Raw genomic sequence first — 13,256 nt, 5'->3', positions numbered from 1 at the left:
TCAGCCCTTGCGGCCGTAATTCAAGAGTCCGCCGCTCGTCTTCGGCGGATGGGCGCGCAAGGCTTCCTCATTGGGTTCGGTGCCCCAACCGGGCCGGTTCGGCATAACCAGATAGCCGTTCTCGATCTCCGGCTCGTGGGTGAAGAGCTCGCGGTCCCAGGCGAGGCGATCGATGTCGATCTCCATGATGCGCAGGTTCGGAACGGCGGCGCAGAAATGCGCGTTCGTCATCGAGCAGAGATGGCCGTAGAAATTGTGTGGGGCGACGTTGACCTCGAAAGCCTCCGCGGCGGCCGCGATCTTCATCGATTGCCAGACGCCGTTCCAGGGCGTGTCGATGATCGCGACGTCCATGGCCTGGGCCTGGAAATAGGGCAGGAATTCGCGCAAGGAGAGCAGCGTCTCGCAGGAGGAGATCGGATGCGGGCTCTGCCTGCGGATATAGCCGAGCGCTTCCGGATTGAAGCTGTCGATCTCGACCCAGAACATGTCGATGTCGGCAATGGTGCGCAGGATCTTTAAGTAACCCTCGGTCTTGGCGTTGAAGTTGCAGTCGAGCAGGATGTCGACGTCGGGGCCGGCGCCGTCGCGGATCGCTTCCAGATGCATGTGCAGGTCGCGCAGGATCTTGCGGTCGACGTTGATCTCGGGTGCGAAAGGTGAGCCGAAGCCGGGGCGCCAGCCGGTCGGCTTGCCGTCGTCATAGGAAAAGATGTTGGTCTTGAGCGCGGTGAACTTCTTCTCGCGCACCTCGCGTCCCATCGCCTTGACGCCGTCGATGTTTTCGATCGCCGGCTTGTACCAGGACGGGTGATTGATCCGCCATGTGGCGCAATGCGACCAGTAGACCCTGATGCGGTCGCGAAGCTTGCCGCCGAGCAACTCGTAACAGGGCACGCCCAGGCACTTCGCCTTGGCATCGAGCAGCGCATTCTCGATCGCACCGAGCGCTTGCGCCACCACGCCGCCGGCCGCGGGACGCGTGGCGGCGAACAATTCGGCGTAAATGCGCTCGTGTTGGAAAACGTTCTGCCCGATGACGCGGGCAGAAAGGCGCTGGATGGCAGCCCCGACGCCGGGCGAGCCAAAACCCTCGTCGAACTCGCTCCAACCGACGATGCCGTCTTCGGTCGTCAGCTTGACGAAATGATAGTTTCTCCAGCCGGCATCGCAGGCGAGGATTTCGAGGCTTGTTGCTCTTGATTTGGTCATGACGCTCCCTGTCGCCCGGCCGGGCCTCTTTTGCGGCCCGATCCCGGGCCGGGCCCTGACGGCATTGTTAGGGCAACAGACGACCGGCGTGAAGGGCGCAGTGATGCAGGCCCGAGCGCCTGCAAGCGGCGCTCTCGGCTCTCGTCAGCCAATCACCGACGAGCCGAGCAAGGCGAGGACGGCCAGCGCCATCAGCGCGGTGCCGAGCCAGCCCAGCGCGATCAGCCACGGCCTTGCCCTGAAGCGGCCCATGATCGCTCGGTTCGAGACGATCAGCATCATCATCGCCATGATGGGGACGGCAACGATGCCGTTCAGCACCGCGCTCCACACCAGCATGTGGATGGAGTCGATCCCCGTGAAGCCGAGGCCGAAGCCGATCAGGGTCGCCGCGGCGATGATGGTGTAGAAGCCGGCCGCTTCGTCCGGCTTGGCCTCCAGCGTGGCGCGCCAGCCGAAAATCTCCGCAACGCCGTAAGCAGCCGAGCCCGCCAACACCGGGATCGCGAGCAGACCCGTGCCGATGATGCCGAGCGCGAACAATGCGAAGGTGAAGTCCCCGGCGAGCGGTCGCAGCGCTTCGGCCGCTTGCGTCGCCGAATCGATGTTGGTGATGCCGTTGGCGTGCAGCACCGACGCGGTGGTGAGAATGATGAAGAAGGCGATGCCATTGGACAGCAGCATGCCGGAGATGGTGTCGGTCTTGATGCGGTCGAGCTCCGGACGGCCGCCACGCCTGAGCTCGCGCAGCGGCTTGTCGCGCGTGCCCTGGTTCATCTCCTCGACCTCCTGCGAGGCCTGCCAGAAGAACAGATAGGGGCTGATCGTGGTGCCGAGCACGGCGACGACCATGAGGAAATAATCGGCGCTGACATTGGCCTTGGGCCACACCGCGGCGAGCAGCGCCGTGCTCCAGGGGATATTCACGGTGAAGGCGGTCGCGACATAGGCGAACAGCGCCAAGGTGAGAAATTTCAGCACCGGCGAATAGCGGCGATAGGGCAGGAAGACCTGCAGCAGGGTCGAGCCCGCCGCGAAGATCAGCGCATGCTCGTGGTTGAGCCCGCCGATCACGAGCGACAGCGCCTCGGCCATCGCGGCGATGTCGGCGGCGATGTTGAAGGTGTTGGCGGCAACGAGCATGGCGACGAGGCTCAGCACCGCCCAGCGCGGCGCGATCTGCATGACGTTGGCGGCGAGGCCCTTGCCGGTGACGCGGCCGATCTGCGCGCTGACGAGCTGGATGGCGATCATGAACGGCGTGGTGAGAAACGCCGTCCACAACAGCCCGTAGCCGAATTGCGCGCCGGCCTGCGAATAGGTGGCGATGCCCGAGGGATCGTCGTCGGCAGCCCCCGTGATCAGGCCCGGCCCCAGCCGTTGCAGAAGCGTCGGCGAGGATTTCGTCGGGGTGAGGGCGCTGTCGCTCATGGAAGGTGGACCTCGATCGGTGTTTCCATAGCAAATGCCAAGGAGGGAACATCAGTTCCACGCCGCGCGGGAAGATCCGCCATTTCTGAAAATGCTAATTCAACTTGACCGCCGGGCAAAACACGTGTAGATTGCCATCATCGCAAGACTTCTCGAACGTACGGTCGCGTGGGTGTGGGCCCCGCGAGCGCTGTCTTGAACGGTCGCGATGAGAGGTCTTGCGCCGCCTCTACTTGATGCTGACAAACATGCCCCAGGCGGCCGCCAGCGCTGCGCCGGCAAAGACGATCAGCGGGTTGTCGCAGAACGTGCCGCCATAGGAGCACATGGTGACCCCGAACGAGCCGATCTCGTGATGGCTCGCCGAGTAGAACAGTCCCGACAGCACCAGCAATGCAGCGGCGACGTAGTACATGGCGATCTCTCCGAAGCTCTTCCGATGGCGCCCGCGCAAGCAGAGCAGCGACACGCTTCAGCATGGCGCGAAGAGCTTTCATTCCGCCAAATCCGATGTGCCGGATTTGGCTAAATTTGGCGCTGTTTTCCGGTTTTTCCCGGCGCGGCAAGGTGGATTGCTCTCACGAAAAAAGGCCCCGCATTGCGGGGCCTTTGTCGTATCGGGTTTGGCGGGAGCCTATCGCCGCGTGCTCGCGCCGTAGAGTTCGCGCTCGCGGACGATGTCCTCCGGCGACAGCGGCGGGCTTGCGGCATCGAAGTCGGTCCAGCCGCTCTTCTGCCAGGCCGCGCTGCGGTCCTGCAAGTTCACGGCTCTCTCGTTGAGAAGCGCATCGAGGCGCGCGCGGTCCTGGTCGGGCACCCGCGCGGACACCAGCGTGCCGCCGCGGCGAACGCCCTCGGCATAGCGCGAGGCCTCTTCCCTGGAGACGCCGGCTTCGGTCAGGGCGCCGACGATTCCGCCCGTGGCCGCACCGGCGGCTGCGCCGGCGGCCATCGAGGCGAGCCATCCTGCCGCGACGACCGGCCCGAGGCCGGGGATGGCGAGCAGGCCGAGGCCCGCGAGCAGTCCCGCCGCGCCGCCTAGGCCGGCGCCGATGCCGGCACCGGTGCCGGCGCCTTCGGCGCGATCGTCGACGCCGTCGCGGTCACGGTCGACCTTGCCGGAGCGTGAGCCGTACCAATTGTCCGAATTGTTGGCGACGATGCTGATGTCGGAGTGCGGCACGCCGGCTCGTTCGAGCCGGGTCACGGCGCGCTCGGCGTCGGCATACGTGTCGTAAAGGCGGGAGATGGTGGTTGTCATTTGCATGATTCCTTACTTGGCGGGGTTCACGTTGCCCTGGAAGTCCAGGCTGACGTCGGTCTTGGTGCCAGCCTTGTCGGCCTTGCCGCGCCAGACGCCCTGGTCGTCCTTGTGCAGTCCGAAGACGTTGGAATATCCGGCGCCCTCGATCCGCGATTTCGCTTGCCCCTCGGTGAAGCTGTTGCGGCCCTCGACCGGCTTGTTGGAATTGTTCTGGTCAGAGCTGTTGACGGCGTTGTTGCCCGGCCCGCTTTGCGCGGGCTGCGACTGCGCGCTTGCGGGCACGGCTGCGAGCATCAGCAAGGTTGTGGTGAGTGCGGTAAGACGTCTCATTGTTTGTTCTCCGGCGGTGAATGTGCCGGCGACAACACGTCAGATTCGAATTGGTTGCTTTCGTGCGAGGCTGCGAGTGTCGCAGCACCGTCTTGCTTCGATCGCGCGCGCAGGTGATGGCCGCGAGGAACGATTGCCACGATATCCCGTTTGCTCGCTTCGCCCTTGGACCGCATCGGGATCGGCTTGTCGACGATCGCGGAGGACCTCTGTTCGGAATGCAATTGCCGAGAATCGCCGCGTCACTTCGCCGGCGGAGCTTCGGCTTGCGTCGTGGCGGGCTCCCAGGGTGCGGGCAGGATGACCCGGATCGGACGCGTCTCGGCGGCGCCTTGAGCAGCAGGCCGCACCTGATCCCTGGTGGGCTCGGCCAGCGCCACGGACATGAGGGCGACCAGCATCGCCAGCGACGTCGTCATGAGTCTCACATCCAGCATCGAAAGCCTCCTGGGTCGTGCGTCAACACGGGCCGCGGCCGTTGGTTCGGGTTTCGACCGGGAACAAGTGGCAATATTTGAAGTTTGAACAATAGAGGTCCGGATCCCCGGGCTGCTGGAGGAGGACACGATGAAGATCAAGACCATCATTGCCGCTGCCGTATTGATTTCGTTTGCGGCCCCAGCGTTCGCGCAGTCGTTCTACGTGGTGCAGGACGTCAAGACCAAGAAGTGCACGATCACCGAGTCGAAGCCGACCACCACCGAGACGACGGTCGTCAGCGGCGACACCGTGTACAAGACACGGTCTGAAGCCGAGGCCGGCATGAAGACGGTCAAGGTCTGCACCTCGAACTAGGGAGACAAGCGAGGCCCGTCCTTTTGCTTTGGGTCGTGCCGGCCCTGATCGTTCTGGGTGGCGGCGTCTACCTGATCGGCCACATGCCCTGAGACGACGATCGACGCCGAGCACCATCGGCGCCGCGCTTTCGAGGCAGGCCGCGCAAGCGGCAAACGAAAGCCCGCGTGGAGCAATCCGCGCGGGCTTTTGACTTATGACCAGCTCAGCGGAAGAAAATGCCACCCGGCCATGGACACGTCGATCCGCTTGCCCATGTTCATTTGTGGACACAAGCAGGCAGGCCCTGAGCATCAAGATCCGACGAAACACGCCTGAAACAATGCTGAAACCCGATTGTCCTGAACTCCGTGCGCCCGGGCCTCGACCAACGAAGCGAAAAGGAGATCATCATGATCCAGATCGGTTCGAAGGAAGAAGTCGCGTTCTTGCTGGCGCTGTTCGGCACCCACACCCAGCCCGTGCGGCGGCCGAAGCCGAAATCGCAGCAGAGGTGAGAGTAGACCCATGCCAGGTTTGGCCGAATGCCAGAGCCTGCTCCGGCTCCTGATCGCCAGGGGCGATCCCAAGGCCATCCCGCTCGCCAAGGGCGCCATCGATCAGTATCTGAACACGGCGCCGATCAGCGCCCGCGGGCGCGGCCTGCGCGTGCTCCAGCATGACGCACTCGACCAGCATGATGTGGCGGTCGGCGTGCAGCGCTCGTTCGCCGAGACGGTGGACGCCTATATCGAGCGCAAGCTCGCGGAAGAGTAAGGGGGCTGGCGCAAGCGGACGCGGTCCTGGTTCGGTCAGATCTGTCCTCGTACAGGAACACGCAACGCTGCCGCATCCCGTGATGCAGTGACCGTCTACGTCGCGGCGTCAACTCCCGCGTCGCGACCGCAGTCACACCATCATTGACGCGTCAGCGTCGATCGCGATTGCCGCGGCGGCGACGGCCAGGATTGCGCGGCGTCCAGCACGGCGATCTTGCGGCCCAGCTGCCACACCTCGACCTTGCCGTGCCGCGTGAACTGCCGCGCGAAGGCGAGGGCGGAATCGTCGGACGTGGCTTCGAAGGCTTCCGCCGAGCGGAAGACGCCGTTCTCGCCGACGAGATAAGCGCGATATTGATGGGTCATGTCGGCGCCCTCAGGCCGGGCGATCGCAGCCAGGCGTCGATCTGCATGGCCGTCTCGTCCTGGCGGGCCCGGCGCAGCAATATCTCGCGATGGCGCCCCGGCGCGAGGCGGCGCGCTTCTTCGCGGCACCGCGCGGCTTCGTCCGCGAGGCGTTCGGTCAGTGTCCTGGTCTGTTTGATACGACGTCGCTTCAGCATGGCGCTGCCTCCTTGGGTGGAGTGGCGGGAGCGCGATTGGCGTTCTCATCACCGATGAATGCCGAATGTTTTGCGGTGATGGATGGAGGCTACTTTAAGCGCGGTGGCCAGTCAGTATCTTTTGATAGGTGGCGCAGATTAAATTTCGACGCAAAGCTGAGCCTGTTGAGCGACTTACTCAATTTGAGTGCGCTGCACCTCGGTGCACTTTTGTACAGAGTGGGCGCTGGGTAATTCCCGAAACGGATCTTATCCGTCACGCCGATGTGGGAATATCTTCCTTCGCTGCTCCGCGTCCCACGATCTCTAATCCCTTATCCGGCAGTGGCCGCTGCAGCGCTTTCGCCTCATCCCAAGGTGCCCGCATCCACACATCCCACTCTTCGGCCGTCGTCAGGATCGCTGGCATCGCCTTGGAATGAATCGGCTCGACGACCGCATTGGGCGCAGTTGTGAGAAACCCATAGACCTGATGCGGCCCCGGAACGGGCTTCGACTTCGTGCCGCGATCGCCATTAAAGGTCGTCCATATACCGGCGAACGCAAACAGCGGTCGCTCCTTCGCAAGCGCGAACCACACGACATCCTTTTTCTTCGTCTCCGGGTTCGGCTCTGGGGCGTATTCGGCAAAGCTGTTGGCGGGCACGATGCAGCGGTGCTCCGGCTTGAGCCAGGCGCGCCAGTGTGGGGAGGAGGTGTTGCGGATGTTCGTCACGGGCGGGCCGCCGGTGCGCGGTGGTGGCGGCATCCCCCAGCGCATCATCACCAGCTCGCGTTCGCCGCCGCCTGCGTCGCGAATAACGGGGGCGGGGTAATCCGGGAACACGCCGGGCATCGGCGGCAAATTGCCCTCGTAGCGGCGGACGATGCGAAAGAGGTCGGCGATGGCTGCTTGGTTGGTGGTGATCGAATAGAGATTGCACATGAAACAGATTGTCCTCACCGCTCGCCCGGCCACCAGATCGAGGGCGGGTGGTTGGCCGAAATCTTCGTTGGCCTCAGCGCCACAAGCGTGCTGCGCTTATACGGGTAGCCGCGCAGTTTTGAACAGTCCTTGCAGCGCATGTAGCGTTCCAGTTCATGCACCGGTGTTGTCTTGGGACGCCGGATGATGTCGAGCGGGACCGTCTGATTGGTGTCGCAGCCAAGACAGCGAACTTCGAGGTATGGATAACCTCCATTGATCGCGTCGCCAATCGTCGGTGATGGCTGGGCCGGGCCCTTGTAGCCGAGCATTCGATAGTTCCACGCCTCGCAGGCCAGCTTGTCAGCTTCCTTGCGCGCGTCTCTAGCGCGCTCGGCGGACATCTTGATCTGAGTACCAAAGAGATATTGGCGCGACTTCGTGGACATCCTGGCATCAAAGGCATGCGCCAACTGCGTTGGCAAATTGTCGATTCCTAGTGGGCGGGCAGGGCGGAGAGCCACTGCCGGTCGTGGCTGTTGAAAACCCCATAGCTAGTGAAGCGTCGGCTCTTCTTCGATCGGCTCACCATGTTGATGCGCGAACGCTTCGCCGAGATCGCGGCAATCGAACCGTTCGCCACAAGTCGGGCAGGTCATGAAGTGATCTTCCTCGCTTGCGGGCTGCCAGCCTTCGGTACGGAATTTAGGCCTCATCGCGAGCCTCCTCTTTGCCGCTGCGTTCAAATCAAAGATCCTCTCTCAATCCCTTGAAGAATGGATGCCGCACTTTTCCTTCCGCCGACTTGGCGCGGTACTCCACCTCGGCAAGCAGCTTCGGTTCGACCCAGATGCCCTTGTGCGCGATGCGCTTGGCGTAAGGCTGTGTCCTGCGCCGCAGCGGCTCCAGGCGCTCGCGCAATTCGGCGGCTGACGTCTTGTCGAACCCGTGGTCCACCTTGCCGGCGTAGACGAGGTCATCGCCCTTGCCGCGGCCGAGATACACGCCGTCCCATTTGCCTTCGTCGAGCGCGAAACCTGCGATGGTCAGGGTCTCTCGCTGGCGGCAGGTCGTTTTGACCCAATTGTTGTTCCGGCCGCTGGTGTAGATGCTGTCGCGGACCTTGGAGACGACGCCCTCAAGCCCGATCTTGCAGGCATGCGCGAACATCTCGCGCCCTTCCAGCTCGAAGCTCTCGCTGAACTGCACGTCGGTCCCGGCGATGATCTTCTTCAGCTCGGCCTTGCGCTGAACCAGCGGCAGGCTGCGAAGGTCGCGGCCATTGAGATACAGCAGGTCAAAGGCAACCAGCACGATCTTGGACGACTTCCCCTTCAGCTCGTTTTGCAGAACCGAGAAATCGGTGGTGCCGTCCGATGCCGGGACGACGACTTCGCCATCGATGATCGCCGAGCCTGCCTTGATGTGCCATGCATCGTTGGCGACTTTCTTAAAGCGCTTGGTCCAGTCGTGGCCGCGCCGGGTGTAGATGGTGACCGCTTGATTGGCCAAGTGTACCTGAACGCGGTATCCGTCGAACTTGATCTCGTGAATCCATCGCTCCCCGGACGGCACTCTCTCGACGGAGGCTGCCAAGGCCGGTTCGATAAAGTCCGGCAACGGCGCCTTGACGCCGATCGCCGGGGACTTCCGCTGACGCTGCGAAGCCACCAAACAACTCCACGCAACAAACTCTTTGATTCGAATCTTTGTGCGCCGATTCGTTCCGGGCTCGCCGCCGCTCTGGAGAGGCTTTAGGAACCAACTGAATTCTCACCCGTTTCACAGCGCATGGAGGTGCAACATGGCTAAAGCGAAGAAGCAGACCGCTCGCGGTCGCAAGCAAGACCGCGCGCGCGTGGCGGGTGGGCAGAAATACGAAGTCAGCTACGAGGCAAAGAAGACGGGGCGCTCCGCCTCTGCCGTGAAGAAGGCGGTCAAGAAGGTGGGTAGCAGCCGGAAGAAGGTCGAGCGGAAGCTGGGGCGAAGCTGAGCTGCGCCTTTAGGCCGAACTTTTTGAAAGGCCAGCGTCGACATAGCGACGGTCAGCGCTTGGCCTTGAGCTGCCAGTATCGGCCCAGGGCACGCCACTCAAAGACGCCAAGGATGCCACCGATCAGCGCGGTACCGACGAGGGCCACGATCAGAATGATTTCCAGCATCGAATCGCCTCGCCCTGTTGGGCGCTTCCTAAGTACCAAAATGAATGGTTATTCCTAGTATATCTTTCGATGGATGTTTGAATCCTTGGTCCATGTTCGTCCGCCTCGCTGAAGACGAGGAACGGGATCCAGTCGGTTCAGTTCGACCAGCGAGATCGCAGATGAGTTGGCGGAGGCTGCTGCGAGGAATGCGGAGATCACCCCGGCCTTGCAGGGTTTCGTACTGCCAACGCCACGCGGCCTTTCGCGCTTCAGCTGGCGCTGCCCTTGCGGGGGGAGGGGCGCCTAGCTCGTTCAACCGATGATTGTCGTTTGACACGTCGGGCCAAAATACCGGCGGAGTAGCATCATCGAGACGACTTTGTTTTGCGCCCGCGCCGGATATTTCCGCCGCGGGTTTTTTGCGTCTCGATCCATTGTGATTGAAACTACAGAGAGAGATTTTGCAGATGAATAAAATCGTCCTATCGAAAAACAAGCGTTCCGAAATTGGGTTTGCGAGGGAGACTGCTCGCAGGGCTCTGAAGCAGCGGACCATGACGGAAATCAGATCCCTGGCGCGGATGCAGACCTTGCAGGCGGTGAACACGCTCGTGCAGATCATACGGGACAAGAAGGCACCTGCGCATGCGCGCGTCTGCGCAGCGAACTCCCTTCTCGACCGTGGGTGGGGCAAGCCCTTGCAGCGCATTGCGAGCGAAGACGGCACCCCGCTCGAGTCCTTTACCGGATCGAGCGGGTCATCGGCCATCCCGGAGACCCAGTGAATGATTCAGTGATTGACGCCACTATCGAGGAATCCGTACGGCGCGTGCCGCTCAGCGTTCTCGGCAGCGTCGGCGCGACCAACGATTTCGATGTCTCCCCCGAAGATGTTTGGCTGCAGTCGTAGGAGAAAACGTGAGCGACATACTTCAGAAGCTGCTGACGCGCGCTGAGCCACGGCAAGAGGCGAAATGGCCGCGGATTGCGGAGGCGCTTGCGTACAAGCCCGAGAGCCCCGCCCCGGTGGCGGACTCTCCAATCAAAGTGGTCTCACCGGAAACCGAGGAGCGCCGCAATAACGCGCCCGTTTTCAGCGCGTCACCCAATGCACTTAAGGCAAAGCGTTGCTCCGCGCGCTCGGTAAGAATGCCTAGGCTCGCTAGGGCACGCGTTAACCTGTGCAATGAACGCGCATGTACATGGAGGAGCCCGGCAAGTTGGGCAGCGCTCTTCGGTCCGGAAGCGAGTTGATCTGCCAACCCTAACTTGGCCGCCGCGTAGACGGTTCTCGCGACAACATGGGCGCGACCCATCTGGATTTATTGGATGTGCGGCGGAGGCTCGTTCGGCTTGATCTCTGCAATAATCACTCCCCTAAAAGACGAGTAGCATACCAAATAATCGGGGAGCAATGCCACTGCCGGTTGTGGCCCGAAGTCGACCTAGGCTCATTCTGCTCCTGTTGGATTCAATCCGTGAAGCGCCTTGGTCGTGATACACCGTGCGTATCCCAGATACTGCCGATACAATTCATCTGCATCAACGTCTGCACCCGATCTTCACTCCGCGCCTGCCCCTGGAGGAGATGAGACCATGACTACGAATGCATTCTCGGACCTGACGCGGCTCATTAACGGATATCAAATCTCGCAGGCCATTCACGTTGCGGCCCGGCTTTGCATAGCCGACCACCTGAGTCACGGGCCGCTAAGCAGCAACGAACTTGCTCGGCTAAGCGGATCCCATCCGAGGACACTTTATCGACTTTTGCGGGCATTGGCTTCGGTCGGAGTTTTCCATGAAGCCGAGAACAGAACGTTCTCGCTCGCCCCGATGGGCGAGTGCCTTCGTTCCGACTCACCGACCCCACTGGACGGCTGGGCTGCATATGTCGGCCGATCTTATGCCTGGCAGGCTTGGGGCCACCTTGAACACAGCGTACGCACCGGCGAGAATGCCTTTCGGCATCTCAATGGTCAGAGCGTATGGGAGTATCGCAGCACCCGTCCAGATGAGAACGCGATTTTCAACCGAGCCATGACGGCCAATTCACGCGGCGCCATTGAGGCTATCCTCGACGCCTGCGACTTTAGCCGCTTTAGTCACGTTGCCGACATTGGGGGTGGTCAAGGCCAACTGCTGGCTGGAATTCTCGCGGCAAATAAGGGCCTGCGCGGAACGCTGTTCGACCAGCCGCACGTGGTCGGCAAGGCGACCGAAGTTCTGAACCAACATGGTGTCGCCGACAGATGCGAAATCGTCGGTGGCGACTTCTTTGAAACCATTCCGGAGGGTGCTGACGCCTATGTGATGCGGGCGGTCATTCACGATTGGGACGATAAGGAAGCGATTTCTATCCTGTCGACATGCCGTCGCGCTATGACAGCTAATGCGAAACTGCTGCTCGTGGAACGCATTGTGGAGCCGCCGAACGAAGGGCCAATGTCGAAATTCAGTGACCTCAATATGCTCGTCATGCTTGGCGCGCTGGAACGGACCTACGACGAGTATTCCGCGCTGTGTCGAACGGCCGGATTTGAGACGCGCGGCATGGCTCGCGCAGGCTTGCACTTCCAGATTATAGAGGCTGTTCCAACTTAGGCCGAAAAGCCAGCACTCGCTTCGATTTTCCGACGTCTGCAGTTGGCCCTAAGCCCCCTCTCTGCTTTACGTCCTGACGTCGGCTTGCAGGATGCAAACGGACCAAGGACGTATATGGCCCCGACGCCCGCATGTGACCCAGAGCAGACTCCGCTCGCGTCAAGGTCGCCTATTCAGTTCCTATTTGGCCCTCGATAGAAATCGTATGCATTCAGCTCATTCGCGAACGATCCACCAGTGTGGAGCCGACTGCCATCGAGCTGACCCTGAATTGTCTTCAGCCAAGGCAGCTTTGTTTCGACCGCGCGAGTAATCGGGTCATCTGTCACCTCGATGGTCACCTCACGGAGCGCAACGTCGGCATCAAAGGTTGCTCGAAGATTTGCTGGATCAACCTGCACCACCGACTTCGGATCATTGGGGTCCCTGAAGTGAACCAACATTGGAATTACATCGAGCGGCAACACGCGATGAGGGCGCCGCTCTACCAACAGCCGTACTTTTGGAAGAGGATCGATCTCACCCTTGAGCAGATCGGCAAAAACGTGAAACAGCATCCAAGCAGGGCCACCTAGATCTCCAAATCCAGTCTTCGGTCCTCGCAGAAGCGCGAAGAGTGTGCCACGAGGGCCGAGGTCAACCATCACAGCTTCGCCGCTGATCTCACTTCCTGCCCCGCCCATAGATCCAAAGACGGGTCTCATGTCGGATTGCTTGACCTGGATGACGCCAGAACCACTGACGAGCCTGCCATCAACATCTACGTTAACCGTTAGTCGGTATCTGATTGTTTCGCTCAGGCTACCACAGCCAGTTAATGCGCTCATTAGAACGCAGAGTGCGGCCAGCCGTTTCGCAAGGAGTAGAGCCATCGCCGTACCAATTCATGCCGCCAATCTGATCGAGCTTTCTGAGGCTCTAACAAGCTTTGGTTGTGCATGGCAACGGGTAAATGTTCGTCCCGGCCCGCCTCAAAGGCGCAAAGCTTGGGCTGAGCTTCACTTCCTTGTGGCCCATCACTGCCGCATCCCACGACCGAGAATATGTCGGCTATTGGGAGCGGACCGGGTCCAACTTTAGCCGGGGCCAGATCGTGCGATTGACCCAAGGCGGACATGGCTGCTTGAGCTGGCCCCGGTTGTCTGAACAGAATATCCGCGTCGATAAGTGGAGCCTCTGCCGGGGTTAGGCTGCCGTGCGGAGCGGCAGCGGGGTGAAGTAGGCTTGATCCGGTGTGCTGCCGTCAAGGCT

21 protein-coding genes are annotated in these 13,256 nt (G+C 61.5%); 7 read left to right on the top strand and 14 right to left on the bottom strand.

Annotated elements, in window-relative coordinates; all coding sequences use genetic code 11:
- From AC066S_RS36345 to AC066S_RS36335, 3 genes are all read right to left on the bottom strand, one after another.
- Nucleotides 1-1,212, bottom strand: a complete 1,212-nt coding sequence (locus tag AC066S_RS36345; RefSeq protein WP_135169621.1) for a mandelate racemase/muconate lactonizing enzyme family protein — start codon at nucleotides 1,210-1,212, stop codon at nucleotides 1-3.
- A 144-nt stretch (nucleotides 1,213-1,356) separates the two neighbouring features.
- Entirely contained in the window at nucleotides 1,357-2,643 is a 1,287-nt protein-coding gene (locus AC066S_RS36340) for an NRAMP family divalent metal transporter (RefSeq protein WP_135169620.1), read from the bottom strand.
- A gap of 229 nt (nucleotides 2,644-2,872) precedes the next feature.
- Nucleotides 2,873-3,058, bottom strand: coding sequence for a hypothetical protein (locus tag AC066S_RS36335; RefSeq protein WP_126255647.1), 186 nt, complete (start codon nucleotides 3,056-3,058; stop codon nucleotides 2,873-2,875).
- On the opposite strand from AC066S_RS36335, the gene AC066S_RS36330 reads away from it, so the two are divergent.
- Nucleotides 3,057-3,302, top strand: a complete 246-nt coding sequence (locus tag AC066S_RS36330) for a hypothetical protein (RefSeq protein ID WP_478271831.1) — start codon at nucleotides 3,057-3,059, stop codon at nucleotides 3,300-3,302. The two genes, AC066S_RS36335 and AC066S_RS36330, sit on opposite strands and share 2 nt — an antisense overlap.
- Here the strand turns inward: AC066S_RS36330 and AC066S_RS36325 are convergent.
- The 3 genes from AC066S_RS36325 to AC066S_RS36315 all read right to left on the bottom strand — a co-directional run bounded on the left by AC066S_RS36325 (nucleotide 3,278) and on the right by AC066S_RS36315 (nucleotide 4,674).
- Nucleotides 3,278-3,904 carry a general stress protein gene (locus AC066S_RS36325; RefSeq protein ID WP_135161897.1) on the bottom strand — a complete coding sequence of 209 codons (627 nt, stop codon included), beginning with the start codon at nucleotides 3,902-3,904 and terminating at the stop codon, nucleotides 3,278-3,280. The two genes, AC066S_RS36330 and AC066S_RS36325, sit on opposite strands and share 25 nt — an antisense overlap.
- 12 nt (nucleotides 3,905-3,916) lie before the next feature.
- Complete coding sequence (locus tag AC066S_RS36320; protein ID WP_478271830.1) at nucleotides 3,917-4,237, bottom strand: hypothetical protein; 321 nt, start codon at nucleotides 4,235-4,237, stop codon at nucleotides 3,917-3,919.
- Nucleotides 4,238-4,479: 242 nt separating this feature from the next.
- Nucleotides 4,480-4,674 (bottom strand): hypothetical protein, encoded by a 195-nt coding sequence (locus tag AC066S_RS36315; protein ID WP_135169618.1) that lies wholly within the window; start codon nucleotides 4,672-4,674, stop codon nucleotides 4,480-4,482.
- Nucleotides 4,675-4,804: 130 nt separating this feature from the next.
- Here AC066S_RS36315 and AC066S_RS36310 point away from each other — a divergent pair, with 130 nt between their 5' ends.
- The gene (locus AC066S_RS36310; RefSeq protein ID WP_135169617.1) at nucleotides 4,805-5,032 is read left to right on the top strand and encodes a hypothetical protein; all 228 of its coding nucleotides are present in this window, start codon (nucleotides 4,805-4,807) and stop codon (nucleotides 5,030-5,032) included.
- A 507-nt stretch (nucleotides 5,033-5,539) separates the two neighbouring features.
- A complete protein-coding gene (locus AC066S_RS36305; protein ID WP_478271829.1) occupies nucleotides 5,540-5,788 on the top strand; it encodes a hypothetical protein in 249 nt (82 codons plus the stop codon).
- 140 nt (nucleotides 5,789-5,928) lie between these two features.
- On the opposite strand, the gene AC066S_RS36300 is transcribed toward AC066S_RS36305, so the two are convergent.
- The 6 genes from AC066S_RS36300 to ligD all read right to left on the bottom strand — a co-directional run bounded on the left by AC066S_RS36300 (nucleotide 5,929) and on the right by ligD (nucleotide 8,928).
- Nucleotides 5,929-6,156, bottom strand: a complete 228-nt coding sequence (locus AC066S_RS36300) for a hypothetical protein (protein ID WP_135161902.1) — start codon at nucleotides 6,154-6,156, stop codon at nucleotides 5,929-5,931.
- A complete protein-coding gene (locus AC066S_RS36295; RefSeq protein WP_126255651.1) occupies nucleotides 6,153-6,353 on the bottom strand; it encodes a hypothetical protein in 201 nt (66 codons plus the stop codon). Before AC066S_RS36295 ends, AC066S_RS36300 begins: the two co-directional genes overlap by 4 nt.
- 256 nt (nucleotides 6,354-6,609) lie before the next feature.
- A complete protein-coding gene (locus tag AC066S_RS36290; protein ID WP_478271828.1) occupies nucleotides 6,610-7,278 on the bottom strand; it encodes an SOS response-associated peptidase in 669 nt (222 codons plus the stop codon).
- A 14-nt stretch (nucleotides 7,279-7,292) separates the two neighbouring features.
- Entirely contained in the window at nucleotides 7,293-7,706 is a 414-nt protein-coding gene (locus tag AC066S_RS36285; protein WP_135169614.1) for a hypothetical protein, read from the bottom strand.
- Nucleotides 7,707-7,811: 105 nt separating this feature from the next.
- Entirely contained in the window at nucleotides 7,812-8,003 is a 192-nt protein-coding gene (locus AC066S_RS36280; RefSeq protein ID WP_135169613.1) for a hypothetical protein, read from the bottom strand.
- Between the two features lies 1 nt (nucleotide 8,004).
- Nucleotides 8,005-8,928 carry a non-homologous end-joining DNA ligase gene (gene ligD / locus AC066S_RS36275; protein WP_478271827.1) on the bottom strand — a complete coding sequence of 308 codons (924 nt, stop codon included), beginning with the start codon at nucleotides 8,926-8,928 and terminating at the stop codon, nucleotides 8,005-8,007.
- Between the two features lie 133 nt (nucleotides 8,929-9,061).
- Between ligD and AC066S_RS36270 the strand changes: the two genes are divergently transcribed.
- The 3 genes from AC066S_RS36270 (at nucleotide 9,062) to AC066S_RS36260 (ending at nucleotide 10,311) form a co-directional block, all read left to right on the top strand.
- The gene (locus AC066S_RS36270; RefSeq protein ID WP_135169611.1) at nucleotides 9,062-9,250 is read left to right on the top strand and encodes a DUF3606 domain-containing protein; all 189 of its coding nucleotides are present in this window, start codon (nucleotides 9,062-9,064) and stop codon (nucleotides 9,248-9,250) included.
- A gap of 618 nt (nucleotides 9,251-9,868) precedes the next feature.
- Complete coding sequence (locus AC066S_RS36265) at nucleotides 9,869-10,186, top strand: hypothetical protein (RefSeq protein ID WP_209311852.1); 318 nt, start codon at nucleotides 9,869-9,871, stop codon at nucleotides 10,184-10,186.
- Nucleotides 10,183-10,311 carry a hypothetical protein gene (locus AC066S_RS36260; protein ID WP_478271826.1) on the top strand — a complete coding sequence of 43 codons (129 nt, stop codon included), beginning with the start codon at nucleotides 10,183-10,185 and terminating at the stop codon, nucleotides 10,309-10,311. Before AC066S_RS36265 ends, AC066S_RS36260 begins: the two co-directional genes overlap by 4 nt.
- Before the next feature lie 22 nt (nucleotides 10,312-10,333).
- Here AC066S_RS36260 and AC066S_RS36255 read toward each other — a convergent pair whose 3' ends face one another.
- On the bottom strand, nucleotides 10,334-10,717 hold the full coding sequence (locus AC066S_RS36255; protein ID WP_135169610.1) for a methyltransferase family protein: 384 nt from the start codon (nucleotides 10,715-10,717) through the stop codon (nucleotides 10,334-10,336).
- Between the two features lie 280 nt (nucleotides 10,718-10,997).
- On the opposite strand from AC066S_RS36255, the gene AC066S_RS36250 reads away from it, so the two are divergent.
- Complete coding sequence (locus AC066S_RS36250; protein ID WP_135169609.1) at nucleotides 10,998-12,005, top strand: methyltransferase; 1,008 nt, start codon at nucleotides 10,998-11,000, stop codon at nucleotides 12,003-12,005.
- Between the two features lie 173 nt (nucleotides 12,006-12,178).
- On the opposite strand, the gene AC066S_RS36245 is transcribed toward AC066S_RS36250, so the two are convergent.
- Nucleotides 12,179-12,877 carry a hypothetical protein gene (locus AC066S_RS36245; protein WP_135169608.1) on the bottom strand — a complete coding sequence of 233 codons (699 nt, stop codon included), beginning with the start codon at nucleotides 12,875-12,877 and terminating at the stop codon, nucleotides 12,179-12,181.
- Between the last annotated feature and the right edge of the window lie 379 nt (nucleotides 12,878-13,256).

It is taken from the genome of Bradyrhizobium sp. CFUWI (assembly GCF_056429085.1).
The sequence above is the reverse complement of the archived record's forward strand: the minus strand, read 5'-3'. Positions and strand labels throughout refer to the sequence as shown.

Excerpts from the sequence above, each read along its gene's own strand:
- AC066S_RS36345 (WP_135169621.1), bottom strand. The coding sequence starts at position 1,212 with ATGACCAAATCAAGAGCAACAAGCCTCGAAATCCTCGCCTGCGATGCC.
- AC066S_RS36340 (WP_135169620.1), bottom strand. The coding sequence starts at position 2,643 with ATGAGCGACAGCGCCCTCACCCCGACGAAATCCTCGCCGACGCTTCTG.
- AC066S_RS36330 (WP_478271831.1), top strand. The coding sequence starts at position 3,057 with ATGGCGATCTCTCCGAAGCTCTTCCGATGGCGCCCGCGCAAGCAGAGC.
- AC066S_RS36335 (WP_126255647.1), bottom strand. The coding sequence starts at position 3,058 with ATGTACTACGTCGCCGCTGCATTGCTGGTGCTGTCGGGACTGTTCTAC.
- AC066S_RS36325 (WP_135161897.1), bottom strand. The coding sequence starts at position 3,904 with ATGACAACCACCATCTCCCGCCTTTACGACACGTATGCCGACGCCGAG.
- AC066S_RS36320 (WP_478271830.1), bottom strand. The coding sequence starts at position 4,237 with ATGAGACGTCTTACCGCACTCACCACAACCTTGCTGATGCTCGCAGCC.
- AC066S_RS36315 (WP_135169618.1), bottom strand. The coding sequence starts at position 4,674 with ATGCTGGATGTGAGACTCATGACGACGTCGCTGGCGATGCTGGTCGCC.
- AC066S_RS36310 (WP_135169617.1), top strand. The coding sequence starts at position 4,805 with ATGAAGATCAAGACCATCATTGCCGCTGCCGTATTGATTTCGTTTGCG.
- AC066S_RS36305 (WP_478271829.1), top strand. The coding sequence starts at position 5,540 with ATGCCAGGTTTGGCCGAATGCCAGAGCCTGCTCCGGCTCCTGATCGCC.
- AC066S_RS36300 (WP_135161902.1), bottom strand. The coding sequence starts at position 6,156 with ATGACCCATCAATATCGCGCTTATCTCGTCGGCGAGAACGGCGTCTTC.
- AC066S_RS36295 (WP_126255651.1), bottom strand. The coding sequence starts at position 6,353 with ATGCTGAAGCGACGTCGTATCAAACAGACCAGGACACTGACCGAACGC.
- AC066S_RS36290 (WP_478271828.1), bottom strand. The coding sequence starts at position 7,278 with ATGTGCAATCTCTATTCGATCACCACCAACCAAGCAGCCATCGCCGAC.
- AC066S_RS36285 (WP_135169614.1), bottom strand. The coding sequence starts at position 7,706 with ATGTCCACGAAGTCGCGCCAATATCTCTTTGGTACTCAGATCAAGATG.
- AC066S_RS36270 (WP_135169611.1), top strand. The coding sequence starts at position 9,062 with ATGGCTAAAGCGAAGAAGCAGACCGCTCGCGGTCGCAAGCAAGACCGC.
- AC066S_RS36265 (WP_209311852.1), top strand. The coding sequence starts at position 9,869 with ATGAATAAAATCGTCCTATCGAAAAACAAGCGTTCCGAAATTGGGTTT.
- AC066S_RS36255 (WP_135169610.1), bottom strand. The coding sequence starts at position 10,717 with ATGGGTCGCGCCCATGTTGTCGCGAGAACCGTCTACGCGGCGGCCAAG.
- AC066S_RS36250 (WP_135169609.1), top strand. The coding sequence starts at position 10,998 with ATGACTACGAATGCATTCTCGGACCTGACGCGGCTCATTAACGGATAT.
- AC066S_RS36245 (WP_135169608.1), bottom strand. The coding sequence starts at position 12,877 with ATGGCTCTACTCCTTGCGAAACGGCTGGCCGCACTCTGCGTTCTAATG.